Origin of the sequence: Kosakonia sp. YIM B13588 (assembly GCF_042788165.1) — a bacterium.
Taxonomy (GTDB): Bacteria; Pseudomonadota; Gammaproteobacteria; order Enterobacterales; family Enterobacteriaceae; genus Kosakonia; species Kosakonia sacchari.
In genome coordinates this window covers 525,626-544,360 of record NZ_JBHZPO010000001.1, presented here as the reverse complement: position 1 = coordinate 544,360, position 18,735 = coordinate 525,626, and the positions used below count along the sequence as shown (strand labels likewise).

General features: G+C 55.1%; 14 protein-coding genes and 1 pseudogene. 11 read left to right on the top strand and 4 right to left on the bottom strand.

Annotated elements, in window-relative coordinates; translation table 11 throughout:
* Positions 1–39 precede the first annotated feature (39 nt).
* Positions 40–906: a GNAT family N-acetyltransferase gene (locus tag ACFX4U_RS02555; RefSeq protein WP_313508862.1), complete on the top strand. Its 867-nt coding sequence runs from the start codon at positions 40–42 to the stop codon at positions 904–906.
* A gap of 75 nt (positions 907–981) precedes the next feature.
* Here the strand turns inward: ACFX4U_RS02555 and pqqU are convergent, their stop codons facing one another.
* Complete coding sequence (gene pqqU, locus ACFX4U_RS02550) at positions 982–3,093, bottom strand: TonB-dependent receptor PqqU (RefSeq protein ID WP_380217566.1); 2,112 nt, start codon at positions 3,091–3,093, stop codon at positions 982–984.
* Between the two features lie 265 nt (positions 3,094–3,358).
* On the opposite strand from pqqU, the gene ACFX4U_RS02545 reads away from it, so the two are divergent.
* On the top strand, positions 3,359–4,420 hold the full coding sequence (locus tag ACFX4U_RS02545) for a YncE family protein (RefSeq protein WP_313508864.1): 1,062 nt from the start codon (positions 3,359–3,361) through the stop codon (positions 4,418–4,420).
* Between the two features lie 263 nt (positions 4,421–4,683).
* Here ACFX4U_RS02545 and ansP read toward each other — a convergent pair whose 3' ends face one another.
* On the bottom strand, positions 4,684–6,156 hold the full coding sequence (gene ansP, locus ACFX4U_RS02540) for an L-asparagine permease (RefSeq protein WP_313508866.1): 1,473 nt from the start codon (positions 6,154–6,156) through the stop codon (positions 4,684–4,686).
* 463 nt (positions 6,157–6,619) lie between these two features.
* Between ansP and ACFX4U_RS02535 the strand changes: the two genes are divergently transcribed.
* The 7 genes and pseudogenes from ACFX4U_RS02535 to ACFX4U_RS02505 all read left to right on the top strand — a co-directional run bounded on the left by ACFX4U_RS02535 (position 6,620) and on the right by ACFX4U_RS02505 (position 14,196).
* Positions 6,620–7,636, top strand: coding sequence for an MsnO8 family LLM class oxidoreductase (locus tag ACFX4U_RS02535; RefSeq protein WP_313508868.1), 1,017 nt, complete (start codon positions 6,620–6,622; stop codon positions 7,634–7,636).
* Positions 7,633–8,754 (top strand): amidohydrolase, encoded by a 1,122-nt coding sequence (locus ACFX4U_RS02530; protein ID WP_313508870.1) that lies wholly within the window; start codon positions 7,633–7,635, stop codon positions 8,752–8,754. The genes ACFX4U_RS02535 and ACFX4U_RS02530 overlap by 4 nt, the downstream gene beginning before the upstream one ends.
* A 65-nt stretch (positions 8,755–8,819) precedes the next feature.
* Positions 8,820–11,083 (top strand): annotated as a pseudogene (locus tag ACFX4U_RS02525) (NtaA/DmoA family FMN-dependent monooxygenase).
* A 10-nt stretch (positions 11,084–11,093) separates the two neighbouring features.
* Positions 11,094–11,603 carry a GNAT family N-acetyltransferase gene (locus ACFX4U_RS02520; RefSeq protein ID WP_313508873.1) on the top strand — a complete coding sequence of 170 codons (510 nt, stop codon included), beginning with the start codon at positions 11,094–11,096 and terminating at the stop codon, positions 11,601–11,603.
* A 9-nt stretch (positions 11,604–11,612) separates the two neighbouring features.
* A complete protein-coding gene (locus ACFX4U_RS02515; RefSeq protein ID WP_313508875.1) occupies positions 11,613–12,536 on the top strand; it encodes an amino acid ABC transporter permease in 924 nt (307 codons plus the stop codon).
* Entirely contained in the window at positions 12,520–13,293 is a 774-nt protein-coding gene (locus ACFX4U_RS02510) for an amino acid ABC transporter ATP-binding protein (protein WP_313508878.1), read from the top strand. Before ACFX4U_RS02515 ends, ACFX4U_RS02510 begins: the two co-directional genes overlap by 17 nt.
* Positions 13,294–13,302: 9 nt before the next feature.
* Positions 13,303–14,196: a transporter substrate-binding domain-containing protein gene (locus tag ACFX4U_RS02505; RefSeq protein WP_313508879.1), complete on the top strand. Its 894-nt coding sequence runs from the start codon at positions 13,303–13,305 to the stop codon at positions 14,194–14,196.
* Positions 14,197–14,264: 68 nt separating this feature from the next.
* Here the strand turns inward: ACFX4U_RS02505 and ACFX4U_RS02500 are convergent, their stop codons facing one another.
* Complete coding sequence (locus ACFX4U_RS02500) at positions 14,265–15,575, bottom strand: MFS transporter (protein ID WP_313508882.1); 1,311 nt, start codon at positions 15,573–15,575, stop codon at positions 14,265–14,267.
* 78 nt (positions 15,576–15,653) lie between these two features.
* Positions 15,654–16,850: an L-talarate/galactarate dehydratase gene (locus ACFX4U_RS02495; protein WP_017456892.1), complete on the bottom strand. Its 1,197-nt coding sequence runs from the start codon at positions 16,848–16,850 to the stop codon at positions 15,654–15,656.
* A 322-nt stretch (positions 16,851–17,172) separates the two neighbouring features.
* Here ACFX4U_RS02495 and ACFX4U_RS02490 point away from each other — a divergent pair, with 322 nt between their 5' ends.
* Together ACFX4U_RS02490 and ACFX4U_RS02485 are read left to right on the top strand one after the other, a co-directional pair.
* Positions 17,173–18,186, top strand: coding sequence for a LacI family DNA-binding transcriptional regulator (locus tag ACFX4U_RS02490; protein ID WP_200550965.1), 1,014 nt, complete (start codon positions 17,173–17,175; stop codon positions 18,184–18,186).
* 4 nt (positions 18,187–18,190) lie between these two features.
* Positions 18,191–18,718 (top strand): AAA family ATPase, encoded by a 528-nt coding sequence (locus ACFX4U_RS02485; RefSeq protein ID WP_313508887.1) that lies wholly within the window; start codon positions 18,191–18,193, stop codon positions 18,716–18,718.
* The last annotated feature ends 17 nt before the right edge of the window (positions 18,719–18,735 follow it).

Genomic DNA, 18,735 nt, shown 5'->3' with positions numbered 1-18,735 from the left:
AGCGCGATGCATCCGGGCTTTTTTATGGGAAACGGCGGCATGAAATACCCTCTGGTAAAACAACTAAAACAGCACGACATATTGCGCCAAAGCTTTATTGATTTAGCCGTAGATACCTTCGATTTATCCTTCGAGGCCTGGTATCAGGCGGGGTTCTGGACAGAAAACTACATTCCCTACGCGCTGGTGGATGAAAACCAGGTTATTGCCAATGCCTCGGTTAATGTTATCGACACACGCTGGATGGGCGCAGAAAAACGCTATATCCAGATAGGCACGGTAATGACCGATAAGCGCTATCGCAATAATGGACTTGCCCGTTATCTGTTGACGGAAATTATCGATGACTGGCAACACCAGGCCGATGCAATCTATTTGTACGCAAACGCCACCGTGCGGGATTTTTATCCGAAGTTTGGTTTTGAAAAAGCGCGGGAATATCAATACACCCTACGCGCCACGCCGGTGGCGAGTGACTTCCGCCGGCTGGATATGGACGACGACGCCGACAGGCAGCAGTTGCTGCACTATTATGCGAAATCCAACCCCTTTTCGGCGCTGCCGATGAATAACAACGTGGGTTTGTTGATGTTTTACTGTGCGTCGTATTTAAAAGCGTGCGTCTATTTTTCAGAAAAACATCAGGCTATTGCCATTGCCACGCAAAACAGAGGCACGCTGTTGTGTTTCGATATTTTTGCCGAACCGGGCACGACATTAACGCAAATCGTTAATGCCTTAGCTAACCAGCAAACCCAGCGTGTGGTGTTAGGTTTTACGCCCAAAGAAACCCGCGAATGCGAATGCACGTTAATTGACGATGAGGACACGCTGTTTCTGTTCAGCGGCAAAGAGAATGTGTTTCGCCACCATCAGGTAATGTTCCCGCTGTTGTCACATGCCTAGTTGTTCCACTCCTGGTTGTCACACGCCTGGTCGTTATCGCTATAAAAAAAGCCCCTGCTAACAGGGGCTTTCATATTATTCAAACTGATACGCGACCGATAAGCCAACGCCGTAATTACGCCCCGGCGCCGGTTCGTAGTAACGGTTATTGCCTTCGTTAACGATAACGGAACCGACGTATTTGCGATCAAACAGGTTATCGACCCGGCCAAACACGTCCATCATCCAGTTGCCATAGCTGAATTTATAACCGGTATTCAGCCCAGTGACGTTATAAGAAGGCGCTTTGGCGCTGTTTTCGTCATTGGCCATAATATCGCTCATATAACGCACATCCGCGCCAGCGTACCAGCCCTGATCCGGGATCCAGCCCAGCGAGGCAAAGCCCATATTGCGCGCGATACCCGGGATACGGTTGCCATTACATCCGCCGTCGCACACCTCACTGCGATACGTTGCATCAAGATAGGTCCACGCCAGTTTTGCCCGCCAGTTCCCGGCGAATTGCTGATCGAGGGATAATTCCGCGCCCTGACGACGGGTTTTTCCGGCATTTTTATAGGTGGTGCGCCCACCGATGCTGGTATCGGTGACGATCTCATTATCGGTATCCGTGCGGAACAACGCGGCGGTCAGCAAACCATTGCCGATACGCGTTTTGCTGCCGACCTCCAGGGTGTCGTTCGTCGACGGTTTCAGTGCGAAGTTGAGACCATTTTTGCCATCCGCGCGGTAGGAGAGCTCATTAATGGTGGGCGTTTCAAAACCGCGACCAGCGGCGGCATACACATTCCAGCCCTCGGTCATGGCATATTTCAGCGACGCGGCGGGCAGCCATTTGTGATAACTGGCTTCGCCGCTGTCATCACCATTACGCGCTGTAATATAGCGATCGTTAGAGTCAAACCAGACGGAGCTGTAACGGACACCCGCATCCAGCGACAGCTTATCGGTCAATTGCCAGGCGGTTTGCAGATACGGATCGACGTTCCACATCAGGTTGCGTTCGTTACGGCGCAGGTTGCCTTTTTCGCCATACACCGGCGTGGTGCCATCCATGACAAAGTTTTCGTAACCTTTGCGCTCCTCGCTCATGTTTTCGTAATTCAGACCGCCGGTAAAGGTTACCGGGATGCCCAGTTCGCCACGGTGCGTCCAGCGCGTATCAATACCCTGATAGTGGCGCGTTAAATCGATCACGCCGCCCGCGTGGGTTGGGTTGAGCTGCGGCGCACGCGGGATCGATTGATATTGCGTGGTTTCACGCTCACCGGCGTACATCATCACGCTGAAATCATCCTGGCTGCTCATCTGGCGCTCATAGCGCAAGCCCGCCTGGGTTTGCTTAATGGTTTTGCGCGTATCATATTGCTGCGCACGCGGCGACTGGCGCGGATTATCTTTCCATTCAGATTCGGTTAATCCGCCGGCGTCGTTGGCTTTAATATCCACGCTGTTAAAAATCAGGCTCAGTTTGCTGACGTCATCAATACGAACGCCGAGTTTCGCGTTGGCGAGATTTTTCCGTGCGCCGCTGCGATCGCGATAGCCCTGGGTGACAAAACGGGTGCTGGATACGGTGTAATCGACATCGCCCGCGTGCGTTCCGTCACCCATCGCGCCGGTGGCTTTCAGCCCGTAGCGCCAGCTACCAAAGCTGCCGTAATAGCTGCTGGCTTCAATGGTGGCCGGTTCACGCCCGGTCTGGGTAGTGACATTCATCACCCCGCCAGACGCGTTACCATACAGCGCCGAGAACGGGCCGCGCAGCACATCTATGCTCTCCACACTATTTAAATCGATATTCGATGTCTGTCCCTGGCCATCCGGCATGGTCGCGGGAATACCATCAACATACAGGCGAATGCCGCGTACGCCGTAGGTAGAACGCGAACCAAACCCGCGAATCGACAGTTGCAGATCCTGCGCGTAATTTTGACGGTTTTGCACTTGTAAACCGGGAACGCTGTTCAGCGATTCTGAGAGATTCACGCGCGGCGCAGCCTGGCGGATGTCGTCGCCCTGAACGACGCTCACGGCGGCGGGGCTGTCCAGTTCGGAAACGGTCTGCGGTGTGGCGCTGACAATCATCGTTTGTTCGTTGTCGGCCGCATAAGCGGACGTGGAGAGCGCAGCCGGTAGCAATAACACCGGCAGGGTGACCTTTGTGGCAGAAATGATATTCATGACGGAACCAAGTTAAAAGACGAACCAAAAAGAGGAAATACGCCAATATGTTAAAGCGTATGTAAATTATTTGAAAACGTTAAACGCACATTACGTTAACGATGAGTGTAACGGAGGAAACGGGATCCTGCGTCGCGAAGATTAACGCTCCACTTTCTTGTCATTAATGATTACTATTCTCAACTATAACAATAAGCGAAACCGCCGTTTCGCGCACTGGACGCATGTGAAAACGTAACCACTAAGTTGAACAAAGGGAGTCGTCATGTCTTTACGTCAATTATGCGCACCGCGCTTGCGCCGTACGTTGGTTCTGGGATCGTTACTGCTGGCGGGGGCATTTAACACCCACGCCGCAGAGGAGATGCTGCGCAAAGCGGTCGGCAAAGGCGCCTATGAAATGGCCATCAGCCAGCAGGAAAATGCGCTGTGGCTGGCGACCGCGCAGAGCCGCAAAACGGATAAAGGTGGGGTGATTTACCGTCTGGATCCGGCCACGCTTGACATTACGCAAGCCATTCACAGCGATTTAAAACCGTTTGGCGCAACGCTCAATAGCCGCACGCAGACACTGTGGTTCGGCAACACCACAGACGGTTCCGTAACGGCGGTAGACGCTAAAACCGGCGTTATTAAAGGCCGCGTGGTGCTGGATGCGCGTAAACGCTCGGAAACGGTGCGCCCGCTCAGCCCGCGCGAGCTGGCGGTGGATGAAGAGACCAACACGGTTTACATCACCGGCGTCGGGAAAGAGAGTGTGGTATGGGTAGTGGACGGCGCGGCGCTGAAACTGAAAACGACCATTACCAGTACGGGAACATATAGCACCGGCCTTGCTATTGATAGCGCGGCGAAACGCCTCTACACCACCAACGCCGACGGTGAGCTAATTACTATTGATACCCGCAATAACCGCATCCTCGAACGCAAAAAATTGCAGGATGATGGCAAAGAGCACTTCTATCTCAACCTGAGCCTCGATACGGCCGGTCATCGTGCGTTTATTACCGACGCAAAAGCGCCGGAAGTGCTGGTTGTCGATACTCGTAACGGCAAAGTGCTGGAGAAAATCGCGGTACCAGAATCGCTGGCGGTGTTGTTTAACCCGACGCGCAATGAAGTTTACGTGACGCACCGCGAGGCGGGGAAAGTGAGCGTTATCGACGCAAAAAGCTATAACGTAGTGAAAACCTTCGCCACACCAACTCATCCGAACAGCCTGGCGCTGTCAGCGGACGGCACTACGCTGTACGTCAGCGTGAAACAGGCTTCAACGCGTGAAAAAGAAGCAACGCAGCCGGATGATGTGCTACGTATTGCGCTGTAATTGTTTGATATCTAAAGCTCCCTGCGGGGAGCTTTTTCTTTCACTACAACACTGAAGCGGCAGGGCATTTTGACGAGTACGAGCGCGTGCTGGCAACAGGGCTGCCTACGATCTACCACGTGGATAATAGCCGGGAAAACTACGCACTGATTGCGCCGGTCATCAGCGCAGCCTGGCAACGTTTTAAACAAGCGCAGGCGTAGCTTTTGCGCCAACAAAAAAGCCGCAACGTTTCCGCTGCGGCTTTTTGCTTTTATGACGCGTTACGAACGCGTCTTCGGTACGGCATCCGGGTGAACCGGCGCGGTGCTGTGAATTTCATTAACGCGTTTACGCACGCCAAACCAGCCCGCAACCAACAACACCGCAATCAGCGGAATCGAACCGATGGTGTATGTGCCGTTCGGGTAATCGAACGCCATCAGCACCAGCACGCTGAGCAGGAACAGCAACGTCAGCCATGAAGTCACCGGTGCGCCAGGCATTTTGAAGCTGACATCCGCCACTTTGCCTTCGTGGATAGCTTTGCGCAGACGCATCTGGCACACCACGATAAAGCCCCAGGACGCAATAATCCCCAGCGACGCAACGTTAAGCACAATTTCAAACACTTGCGACGGCACCAGGTAGTTCAGGAACACACCAACAATGTAGACGCAAATGGTCGCCAGAATGCCCGCGTACGGTACGTGGTGACGGCTCATTTTCGACATGAATTTCGGTGCGGAACCGCCCATCGACATTGAGCGCAGAATACGGCCCGTGCTGTAAAGCCCGGAGTTCAGACTGGAGAGCGCCGCGGTCAGCACCACCATATTCATAATGTCGCCAATATACGGCACGCCCAGCTTGGAGAAGAAGGTGACAAACGGGCTTTGTCCCGCCTGATACGCATTCCACGGCAGCAGCAGAACCAGCAGCACCACGGAGCCGACATAGAACAAACCGATACGCCAGATAACGCTGTTAATGGCTTTCGGCACCATGGTCTGCGGATCTTTACACTCACCGGCCGCCGTACCGACCAGTTCGATTGAGGCGAACGCGAACACCACGCCCTGAACCAGCACCAGCGCCGGTAACAGGCCGTGCGGGAAGAAACCGCCGTTATCGGTTATCAAATGGAAACCGGTCGCGCCGCCATCGAGCGGTTTACCGCTGCCGAGAAAAATGGTCCCGACGACCAGGAACACCACAATCGCCAGCACTTTGACCAGCGCAAACCAGAACTCCATCTCCGCGAACCACTTCACGCCGATCATATTCATGGTGCCGACAATCGCCAGCGCGCCAAGGGCAAACACCCATTGCGGCACATCACCAAACGCGCCCCAGTAATGCATATACAGCGCAACGGCGGTGATATCCACGATCCCGGTCATTGCCCAGTTGATGAAATACATCCAACCGGCGGCATACGCGGCTTTTTCGCCAAGAAATTCACGCGCATAAGAGACGAAGCTGCCGCTGGAAGGGCGGTGTAATACCAGTTCGCCCAGCGCGCGCAGAATAAAGAAGGAGAAAATACCACACACCAGATAAACGATAGCCAGCGACGGCCCCGCCATCTGCAGTCGGGCGCCTGCGCCCAGAAATAAACCTGTACCGATTGCGCCGCCGATAGCAATCATTTGCACCTGGCGGTTACCCATCGCGCGGTTATAGCCCTCTTCGTGAGAATTGAGCCAGCGTCGTTTCGCGGCGTGATGATCCGTGACGTTGTTGTCTGTTTTCATTGCGTTACCTGTTTACCTGTCTGAACCTTGCGGAATTCCTCAACCCGGCAGGCAGAAAACCAATCGATTGCCTGGCGCGGGAAAATGTTCTGTCTTTCCAGTGTTTCTTCGTATGGATAAGACCAAACATGGCGCAGCATCGTAACCGCAATCGATATACGACGCAAAACATACCAGTGCCATAGCACTCGACTATTAGCGGAAATTGTGAGGTTAAGGGTAACGAGCAGAGCAAATGATTTAACCCGATGAAAAATGCAACAGAAATAACCTGTATAAGTAAAACGAATGTGTAACAAATTTAAAGAATTATTGCGTGGTTGTTATCAGTCATGGTGGCGTCCGCAGCTCCGGCATCCATGTCTTTGCAAATTTTTTGCTTATTTAATGTAAATTAATTGTTTCACAGCATGCGCGCGTCGCCCTATTAATGGGGTTATCTCCTCTAACGCGAGTCAATTGCATGTCTTATCGCCTGAGTTTGCTCGATAAAAGCCCCATCGCTGAGCACGAAACCGCACAGGACGCCCTGGCCCGCACGCTGCAACTGGCGCAGCAGGCGGAAAACTGGGGCTATCACCGTTTCTGGATTGCCGAACATCACAACACTACCCAGTTGGCCAGCCCGTCGCCGGAGCTGGTTATCGCCTGGATACTGGGGCAAACGCGGCGAATTCGCGTCGGTTCCGGCGGAGTGATGCTGCAACATTACAGCCCGTTCAAAGTAGCAGAAAACTTCAACTTGCTGGCGACCCTTGCGCCGGGGCGCGTTGATCTTGGTGTCGGCAAAGCCCCCGGCGGTTTGCCGCTCTCCACCCGCGCGCTCCAGCAGGGAATAAACAGCGCCGAGAAGGGCAGTTTTGCCGATCAACTGGCGCAACTGGATAACTGGTTGTCCCTGTCAAAAGATGACCACGCGGAAGAAACCGTTCTGGCAACGCCGCTACCCCCGCAGCGTGCGGAAGGTTTCCTGCTTGGCGCAAGCCTCGAAAGCGCGGCGCTTGCGGCAAAACTAGGCTGGAATTTCGTTTTTGCTGCCCATCTCAACGGTGACAAAGTTCTTTTTCGTGACGTTGTCACGCAGTGGCAACAACAGAGCCAGCGCGACACATTGGTTGCCGTGCAGGTGATCGTCGCGGAAACCGAAGCCCAGGCGCATGCGCTGGCGCAACAGGTTGAAGTCTGGGGCGTTGAGCTGGCAAACGGCCAGCGCGTGAGCGTCGCCAGCGAGGCACAAGGTCAAGCGTTTGCCCGTCAGGCAGGCAGCCCGGCAGTGCGTATCACAAAACGCGAACCGTCATTGATCGCCGGCACGCCACAGCAGGTTCTGGCGGGGCTGGATCAACTGCATCAGCAGTTCGCCATTGATGAATTTATTATCGATACGCCGATCAGCGAAGGCAGCGCGCGGCTGACCTCTGTATTGCGGCTGGCGCAGGCCCACGCAAACACCAAAGCAACGCAGGAGGTGGCGGGATGAGCTTTGCCGAACAACTGATCGACTGGCGACGCGAGTTACACCAGCACCCGGAGTTGTCGTTACAGGAATTTGAAACCACCCGGCGCATTCGCCACTGGCTGGAGAGCGCCGGGCTGAGATTACTGCCGTTAAGCCTGCCGACAGGCGTGGTCGCGGAAGTGGGCAGCGGCGAAAAAGTGATCGCCCTGCGCGCCGATATCGATGCTTTGCCGATTGAAGAAGCGGTCGACGTGCCGTTTGCCTCGCGCAACCCTGGCGTGATGCACGCCTGCGGGCACGACGTTCACTCCAGCGTTATGCTTGGCGCGGCGCTGCTGCTTAAACAGAAAGAGCCGCAACTGACCGGCAGAGTGCGCATTCTGTTTCAGCCCGCGGAAGAGAATTTTGGCGGCGCGAAACGGTTAATCGACGCCGGCGCACTGGACGACGTTAGCGCCATCTTTGGTATGCATAACGAACCCGGATTACCGGTCGGATCGTTTGCCACGCGCGGCGGTGCGTTTTACGCCAATGTGGATCGTTTTTCGCTGACCGTCACCGGCAAAGGCGCGCACGCCGCACGCCCGCACGAAGGTAATGACGCTATTTTGCTCGCCAGCCAACTGGTGGTCGCGCTGCAAAGCATTGCCAGCCGTAACGTCAATACGCTGGAGTCGGTGGTGCTGAGCGTCACCCGCATTCAGGGGGGCAATACGTGGAATGTACTGCCGGAACATGTCGAGCTGGAAGGCACGCTGCGCACTCACCAGGCGGCGGTGCGCGAAACAGTGAAACGCCGCGTTGACGATATTGCCGCCGGTCTGGCGCAGGCGTTTGACGCCAATATTGCGGTGCGCTGGTTTGCCGGGCCTGCCGCGCTGGTCAATCACGATCGCTGGGCAACCTTCGCCCGCGATGTTGCCGACTGGCACGGTTACCAGACGCAGGAGGCGGATCTGCACATGGGGGGCGAGGATTTCGCCGTCTATTTGCAGCATATTCCCGGCGCGTTTGTCAGCATCGGCAGCGACAGCGATTACGGTTTGCACCACCCGGCGTTTAACCCCGATGAAGCATTAATCGAAGAGGCGGCGCGTTATTTCGCGCTGCTGGCAGAAAAAGCACTGCTGCAATCCTGATGTGAAATTTGTCTGCCTGGGGCTCACGCTCCGGGCCACCTGTTGCCTGAATATGAGGATCGATTATGTCTACAGCACGACAACTGCGGCTTGGCACCATATTACATGGCGCGTCGGGAAATATGTCCGCGTGGCGACATCCGGCGGCGCTCGCCGATGCCAGCATTAATTTTGGCTTCGTACAGGACACCGCGCGCCTTGCCGAGCAGGGAAAACTGGACTTTCTTTTTGTCGCCGACGGCTTATATATCAACGAAAAATCGATCCCGCATTTTTTAAACCGTTTTGAACCCATTACAGTATTATCCGCGCTCGCCAGCGTGACCTCGCACCTCGGTCTGGTCGGCACACTTTCCACCTCCTACAGCGAGCCATTTACCGTCGCGCGCCAGTTCGCAAGCCTTGACCATCTGAGCAACGGGCGCGCGGGCTGGAACGTGGTGACTTCGCCGCTGGAAGGCTCGGCGAAAAACTTTTCCCGCGCGCAGCACCCGGATCACGCCTTACGTTACCGCATCGCCGATGAATATCTCGATGTGGTGAAAGGGTTATGGAACTCCTGGGAAGAGGATGCGTTTGTGCGCAATAAAGCGACCGGACAATTCTTTGACGCCAGTAAATTACACCCGCTGAATCACCACGGTGATTTTTTCCAGGTTGCCGGGCCGCTTAATATTGGCCGTACACCGCAGGGGCGACCGATTATTTTCCAGGCTGGTGCCTCAGACGATGGAAAACAATTGGCCGCCCGTCACGCCGACGCCATTTTTACGCACCAGGAGACGCTTGATGAAGCCAAAGCGTTTTATCGCGATGTGAAAAATCAGCTAGAAAAATATGGTCGCCGCCATGATGACCTGCATATTTTCCAGGGTGTCAGCGTGATTGTTGGCGACAGCGAAGAGGATGCTGAACAGCAGTATCAGACCACCGCCGCGCTGGTCTCCATTACGGATGCGCTGAACTACCTCGGGCGCTATTTCGAACACCATGACTTCAGCCAGTACCCGCTCGACGAGCCGTTCCCGGATATCGGCGATTTGGGGCAAAACAGTTTTCGCAGCACCACCGATGAGATCAAGCGTAATGCACGCGAGCGTCAATTAACGCTGCGCCAGGTGGCGCTGGAGAGCGCCTCGCCGCGCCCACGTTTTTCCGGCACGGCGCAGCAAGTGGCCGATGGCCTGCAACAGTGGTTCGAAAGCTACGCCGCCGACGGTTTTATCATCCAGGGCGGTACGCCGGATACATTCCCGCGCTTTGTCGAAAAAGTGGTGCCGCTGCTGCAGGCTCGCGGCCTGTTCCGCACGGAATACCCCGGCACGACGCTGCGCGAAAGCTTGGGTTTACCGCTGCCTGCTCATCCTTCCTCACAACAATAAAAGAAGAAAACGCTATGCAGAAAACATCGCTATTGCTGGCGGCAACGCTGGCCCTGACACCGCTGGCCTGGGCCAAAGACGTCAATATCAACGGGACGGGCGTGAGCCTGGAAGCCAACAAAACGCCGATCACCACGGCGAAAAACGCGCAGGCCATTGCGCAGTTGCCGAAGGATTATCATTTTGTGGTGCCGGGAAAACTGACCGTCGCCGTGGCGGCGCTCAACTCTCCACCGCTGACGGTTTTTGCGGATGACAATAAAACCCTGCTCGGCAGCGAAGTGGACATCGCCCGCCTGGTGGCCAGCAGCTTAGGCCTGGAGCTGAACGTGGTGCCGACATCGTGGGAGGACTGGCCGCTCGGCGTCACTTCTGGCAAATATGATGCGGCGATCAGCAATATTACCGTCACCAAAGAGCGCAAAGCGAAGTTCGATTTCGCCACTTACCGCAAGGATTCACTCGGCTTTTACATCAAGTCCACCAGTCCGCTGAAATCGATTGAGAAAGCCGAAGACATTGCCGGGCTGCGCATTATTGTCGGCTCCGGCACGAACCAGGAGGCGATCCTGCTGGCGTGGAACGCGGAAAACGTGAAAAAGGGGCTGAAACCTTTTACGCCGGTCTACACCAAAGATGACGCCGCCCAGACGCTGGCGTTGCAATCCGGCCGCGCCGACGCTTACTTCGGCCCGAACGTGATTGGCGCGTGGAAAGCGGCGCTGACCGGCAAAACCAAACTGGTTGGCAGCGTGGACGGCGGCTGGCCAAAAGCCGCGCATATCGCGGTCACCCTGCGTAAAGGCAGCGGGCTGGTTGAACCGGTGCAAACGGCGCTTAATGGCGCTATCAAAACCGGCGACTACGACAAGGTGCTCAATCGCTGGGGCGAGGGCGTAGAGCGCATTCCGGCGTCGGAGGTGAATCCGGCGGGTCTTGGCGATTAAGGAGGTTGTCATGAGTGAACATTTTCGCGATGTCTCGCCAGACGCACCGGAATTGCAGCCGATTTTAGACGGGCTGTTTGGCGAATACGCTGCCCGCTATGGCGACTATTTTTCCCGCAGCGCCGAAGTGGAACTCACCGAGTGGTATTTAGCGCCGCAGGGGCTGTTTATCGTGCTGGAGCGTGACGGAGAAATTATCGCAACCGGTGCCTACAAACCGTTTGATGCCCATACGGCGGAGATCAAACGCATCTGGACGAAGCATGAACTGCGCAAGCAAGGGCTGGCAGCCAAAATCGTGCAGGAGCTGGAGCGGCGCGCGGTACTGGCCGGTTACAGCCATATCTACCTGACCACCGGCTTTCGCCAGCCGGAAGCGGTGCGGCTGTATCTGAGCCAGGGTTATCAGCCGCAGTTTGATGTCCATCGCCATCCGGAAGAGTACAGCCAGCCGCCGTTCGACGGTCGGTTGCGCTTTAGCAAAGCGTTGTCGGTTGAGCGTTTAAGCAAAACCGCCTGAGGAGCGACCATGAAAAATACAGAAACCATCAAAGTGGTGCCCGCGCGCTACCCACTGCGCATGGTCGGCGCACTTGTCGCCCTGTTTGTACTGGCGGCGATTGTTCGGTCGGTGGCTTTTAATCCGCGCTGGGAGTGGAAAGTGTTCGCCCGTTGGTTTTTCGACCCGGTGATCCTCGAAGGGTTAGGGCAGACGCTGTTACTGACCTTGCTCGGCACGGCGCTGAGCGTGATTTTCGGCGGTTTACTGGCGTTGGCCAGGCTTTCGTCTTCTTGGCTGCTGAGCAGTCTTGCCTGGAGTTATATCTGGCTGTTTCGCTCGCTGCCGCTGATTGTGGTGCTGATCATTCTTTATAACTTCTCCTATCTGTACGACACCTTATCGCTCGGCATTCCGTTTACCGGAATTCAGTGGGCGAGCTATCAAACCATCAATGTACTTGGGCAGTTTTCCACGGCGGTTGTCGGGTTGACGCTGGTGCAAAGTGCCTATACCGCCGAGATTATTCGCGGCGGCTTTCTTGGGGTTGATCACGGGCAGTACGAAGCGGCCGCCGCGCTGGGGTTACCCGCCTGGCGGCGCACGCTGCGCATTATTCTGCCGCAGGCGCTGCGCACGATTTTGCCGTCCGGTTTTAACGAGATAATCAGCCTCGCCAAAGGCACGGCGATGGTTTATGTGCTGGCGATGCCGGAGCTGTTTTACACCATTCAGATGATTTACAACCGCACGCAGGAAGTTATCCCGCTGCTGATGGTAGGCGCAGTCTGGTATCTGGTGATCACCAGCGTGCTGTCGGCTATTCAGTATCTGGTTGAACGCTGGCTGGCGCGCAGCGAGCGGCGTTCAGCAATTTCACCCTCGCGCGTGCGTTCATATTCCACCGCCCGCGTGGCGCAATCGCAGGAGGCTGTTCATGCCAACCTCTCTTAATGGTCATATTTCGATTACCGGCGTCAGCAAATATTTTGGTGGCCATAAAGCGCTGGATGAGGTGTCGCTGGAGATCCCGCCCGGTTCGGTCACGGTGATCCTGGGGCCATCCGGTTCCGGGAAATCAACACTGCTGCGCACCATTAATCACCTTGAGCGCGTGGATGAAGGGTTTATACGCATTGATGGCGAATACATCGGTTATCGCCTGCACGGCGACAAGCTGTATGAGCTGAAAGAGAAGGAGATTTTGCGCCAGCGCGTCAACGTCGGATATGTGTTTCAGAATTTCAATTTATTCCCGCATCTGACGGTACTGGAAAACCTGATTGAAGCGCCGATTGCCCACAAAAAACTGAGCCGCAAAGAGGCCATCGATCAGGCATACGATCTGCTGGATGTGGTGGGGCTGCGTAATAAAGCCGATGCCTGGTCACGCCATCTTTCCGGCGGACAGCAGCAACGCATCGCCATTGCCCGCGCGCTTTCGCTGCGCCCGCGGGTGATGTTATTCGATGAGCCGACATCGGCGCTGGATCCGGAACTGGTGGGCGAAGTGCTGGATGTGATCAAAAAGCTGGCGCGCGCCGGTTCCACGCTGGTGGTGGTGACCCATGAAATCGGTTTTGCGCGCGAAGTCGCCGACCAGGTGGTGTTTATGGTCGATGGCAAAATTGTTGAACAGGGAAGCAGTGACGAGGTGCTGAATCACCCGCAGCATCTGCGCACACGCCAGTTTTTATCGAAGGTCTTATAAGGAGCCACCATGAAACGATTACTGGTGCTGTTGCTGGTCAGCGCGGGCAGTTTCGCCGCCGGGCAGCTTGATTTAAAGGCTAATGAACAGCCCATTACCGTGCAGCGCAACGCGGCGGCGATTGCGAAAATCCCGGCGGATTATCGCTTTGTCGATCCGGGAACATTAACCGTGGCGATCTCGGCGCTTAACTCACCGCCGCTGGCGCTGGTCGCCAGTGATAACCGTACACGCATCGGCAGCGATCCGGATATCGCCCGCTTACTGGCGCAAAGCCTCGGTTTAAAGCTCAAATTAGTGCCAACCGCATGGGAAGACTGGCCGCTGGGCATTGCTTCCGGGCGTTATGATGTCGCGCTGGTGAATATCGCGGTTACCGAAGCGCGCAAACAGAAGTTTGACTTTGCCACATACCGCGCGGATTCACTGGCGTTCTCGGTGAAATCCTCCAGTGCAATCCAGGCGATCCGCTCCGTCGAAGATCTTGCCGGGCGCAAAGTAATTGTTGGTTCCGGCACCAATCAGGAGCGTATTTTGCTGCGCTGGAATGAAGAGAATCAGGTTGCCGGTCGCCCGTTAGCACAGCCGATTTATCTGACAGATGACGCCTCGGGAAATTTGTATATTCAGTCCGGGCGAGCGGATGTGGTGTTTGGCCCGCAATCTGTCGCGGCCTATAAAGCGGCGCTTAACGGCAGCACGAAAGTCGTTGGACTCGGGCCGAAAAAAGCGTGGGTGGCGACCACCACGAAAAAAGGGAACGGTCTGGTGTATGCCTTGCAGGCGGCGCTGGATGGCGCAATCGCGCGCGGAGAGTATCAACAGGTCCTGGCTCGCTGGGGAGAGCAGGGGGAAGCGGTTGAACATTCGCAGGTCAACCCGCCGGGGATCACTTACGATTAAACCAAAAAAACGCTGTTCCGCCGGGAGTACAGCTTGCGGAACAGCGTGGCGCACCCGAGTCGCCAGTTTCAGGCTGTGGTCGGCGTAAGCGTAATTCGCTCCAGCGAACCAACAATAAACAGATAAGAGAAGAGACCAATCAGCCCCATTGAGCCAACATAGAGGATCGCGTAATCAAATGAGTGGGTATTGGCGAGGATCACGCCAATCACCAGCGGTGTAACAATACTCGCCAGATTGCCGCACATATTGAACACGCCACCGGCTATCCCCAGCACCTCTTTTGGCGACGTATCGCTAAGCACGCACCAGCCAAGGTTGCCAAACCCTTTGGCGAAGAACGCCACGCTCATGGCGGCAATCACCACCACTTCTGAATCGGTGTAATTAGCGAGCACAATCACGCAGGAGAGCAGCATGCCACAGATAACCGGGAATTTACGCGCGGTGGTCAGGCTGTAGCCGCGCGTCAGCAGCCAGTCGGATACCACGCCGCCCAGCAGGCCACCGACAAACCCGGCGATAGCCGGAATACTGGCGACAAAGCCCACTTTTAAAATCGACATCCCTTTGGCCTGATAAAGATAGGTGGGAAACCAGGTGAGAAAAAACCAGGTAATCGACGTCACGCAGAACTGACCAATATAAACGCCGATCATCATGCGATTCACGCAGACACTTTTAATTTGCGCGAAACTGATTTTCGCTGGTCCTTTTTTACTGCCTAATTCCGGTTCGCCACCGCCATCCCGAATATATTCAACTTCCTGTTGATTAATCTCTTTATGGGATAATGGATCGCGAACTTTAATTAACCAGAATATCCCCAGCACCACGCCAATCGCGCCAATATAATAGAAAACATAATGCCAGCTCAAGGTGTGTAAAATAATTGTCATCAGCGGGGTAATAATGCCTAATGAAATATATTGCGCAGCCTGGTAAACTGCCGTCACAAAACCACGCTCTTTATTAGGAAACCACTGCACGCTAAGACGGCTGTTGGCGGGGAAGGCTGGCGCTTCAATGGCACCCATCATCAGGCGCAGCACGACCAGCACAATGAGCGGGCTGGCATAGAGATAAATCGTACCCTGAAACATCGTGACGATTGACCAGCCAATTAACGCCGCACCATAAACTAACCGTGAACCATATTTATCCAGCAGCCAGCCGCCGGGAATTTGCATTACCACATAGGAGATGCCAAATACGGAAAAAGCAAGGCCCAATGCTTCGGGATCAAAACCTAACTCTTTACTCATAATTGGCGCGACAACGGAAAGCGTCGCGCGGTCGGCGTAATTAAATACCGTGGCAAGAAATAAAAATAACAGAATGCTGTAACGCACATTGGTGCGTTTAATTATTGTATTCATCACAACTCCTTTTACAGGGTTGAATGTCGGTGTAGGGAACAAAAAAGACGGAAGGAGCCTCCCGTCCGCAATCTATTGTTATGGGCGTTTGCCGAATTCGCAGCTTTGCTGAGTCCAGGCGCGTGCCTGTTCGCTCAGCGTGAAGCCCAGACCGTGGCGGTCGGAGACATACATTCGGCCATCGCGCAGTTCCAGCTGTTCGTTAAACAACGGATTCAGCCATTCGAAATGCTCCAGCCACGGTTCCAGCGGGTAGGCGGCGGAAAGGTGCAAGTGCACTTCCATGGCAAAATGCGGTGCCAGTTTGCGGTTGTGCTTAGCCGCCAGATCCATGATTTTCAGGAACGGCGAGATGCCGCCAACACGCGGTGCGTCTGGTTGCACAAAATCACTGGCGTTACCGAGGATCAGTTGCTCATGTTCGCGAAAACTGGTGAGCATCTCGCCGGTGGCGATCGGCGTATCCAGCGCCGCAGCAAGCTGGGCGTGGCCTTCAACATCGTAAGCATCGAGCGGCTCTTCAATCCAGATAAGGTTAAATTTCTCCATCTGGCGTCCCATACGAATCGCCGTTTCGCGATCCCATTGCTGGTTGGCATCCACCATCAGCGGGAAGTCATCACCCAGCGCTTCACGTACAGCGGTAAGGCGGCGAATGTCCTCTTTGGTGTCCGGCTGGCCAACTTTGATTTTGATACCGCCGATGCCGTTTTCACGCGAGATAATGACGTTTTTCAACACCTGATCCAGCGGCGTATGCAGGAAACCGCCCGAGGTGTTGTAGCACTGCACGGAGTCGCGATGCGCGCCGAGCAGCTTCGCCAGCGGTAAACCGGCGCGTTTGGCTTTCATATCCCACAGCGCAATATCGATAGGGGAGATGGCCTGCACCGCCATGCCGCTGCGCCCAACGGAGGCACCTGCCCACAATAGCTTGGTGTAAATCTTGTCGATATCGTTCGGATCTTCGCCGAGCAGGTTATCGGCAATCTCTTTGGCATGGGCGTAAATCCCCTGGCCGCCGGCGCGTTTGGAATAGCTAAAACCGACGCCTTCAAAACCGTCGCGGCTGCGGATTTCGGCAATAATAATCGCCACTTCGGTCAGCGGTTTTTGCCGCCCGGTCAGCACTTTCGCATCACTTACCGGCGTCGCCAGCGGTAAAAAGGCGAGGGAAAGTTTTACCCACTCGATGCGGTCGCCGGTTTCAGCCGCGGTTTTGACACCGGACGCGCGGGCGTAGGTTACAGCATCGGAATTAGCACTTACGGTCATGGTTTTGCTCCTGTGAACAACAATAATGTTTGCGCTAACATTTGTAGATCGACAAAAAAATAATCACCAGTGAAACGAGAAAATTTTGTACAAGCGATCACAAACTTAGCGCTAAAAATGGGGATTATTGCTACGTTAATCACATTTTTTAGGCGATGATGTCTCGTCACACTTCAAAATGATAGCGATAACATTTTGTGAGTAATATGCGTGTTAACTCACTGATTTATGAGGGTCGACAGGTAATGAAAGGAGAAAAGGGTATAATACAAAAACTCAAATTATTAATAGCCAATAACCGTCTGGTTCTCTGTGAGTGAACATGTCGAAAACCGCCCGTCCTGTGCCGCCGCGCGCGCCCACGCTGGAAGATGTTGCCCGTGCTGCGGGGCTTTCCTCAATGACCGTAAGTAGGGCGCTTAACACGCCGCAACTGGTGCGCCCAAAAACGGTGGAAAAAGTGCTCGCCGCCGTTAAAGCAACGGGCTATATCCCGAATGCGCTGGCAGGTGGCCTGGCGTCGCGTCGCAGCAAATTGATTGCCGTGGTTGTCCCGCAGATTAACAACAATATGTTTGTCGATACGATCCAGGCCATCAGCGATGAACTGGCTAAGCGCGGTTATCATATGCTGCTGTGCGTCGCCGGTTATACCCAGCAAACCGAAGCGGAGCTGGTCGCAGCGCTGTTGTCGCGCCGCCCGGATGGCATTGTGCTGACCGGTATTCACCACTCAACCGATTTGAAAAAAGTGATCCTCAACGCCAGTGTGCCGGTAGTGGAAATCTGGGATTTAACGCCCACACCGCTGGATATGCTGGTCGGTTTTTCGCATGAGAAAGTGGGGCAGGCTACCGCAGAATATCTGCTGCGCAAAGGGTATCGCCGTCCAGGGTTGCTATGGACGGTTGATAAGCGCGCCTCGCAGCGTAAAGCAGGGCTGTGTGAAACGCTGGCGCGTCATGGCATTACCGATCCGCTCAGTGTGGATGTGGCGCTGCCGGCACGCTTTACCTCAGGGCGCGAAGGGTTGTCGCAGTTACTGGCGCTGGGTGAGTCCGACGTGATTGTTTGCAGCTCCGACACGCTGGCGCAGGGGGCCATTGTTGAAGCGCAAGCCCGTGGCCTGCGCGTACCGCAGGATGTGGCGGTTATTGGTTTTGGCGATCTCGATTTCGCCGCCGGGAATAATCCCGCCATCACCACGGTGAGCGTCGACAGGCAAATCATTGGCCAGCGCGCGGCAACCCTGCTGATGGAGCGTATCGAAGGGACAAGTTCCGGGGAGGAGATCGTGGATATCGGTTTTCACTTTATTGAACGGGAATCAGCGTGATCTCATGAGAATTAATGTTATCGGCACCAGCGGCAGCGGAAAATCGACGCTAGCGAAACGTCTGGCCAGCCAGCTCAATGTGCCTTACATCGAAATGGATCTGCTTTACTGGCGTTCCAACTGGCAGGGGACGCCGGATGAGGAGTTGTATTCGCGCCTGGAAAAATTGCTGGAACAACCCGGCTGGGTGCTCGATGGCAACTATAACCGCAGCCGCGACATTAAATGGCGGAACGTTGATCTGGTGGTGTGGGTCGATTACGGCTTCTGGCGCACGTTGCGCCAGGTGACGCTGCGCGCCATTGCACGCGCCAGAAGTGAACAGGAGTTATGGCCGGGAACCGGCAATCGCGAAAGCCTGCGTCGCGCTTTTTTGAGCCGCGAGTCGATCATTCTCTGGTCGCTAAAGACCTGGCGCCAAAACCGTGAACGTTATGCGCGGTATATGGCCGATCCGCGCTATCAGCATTTGCGCTTTGTCCGCCTTACCACGCCTCAACAAGTTGACGAATTTCTCGCCAGTTTGACCTAAGCTTAAGGCTCATCCTG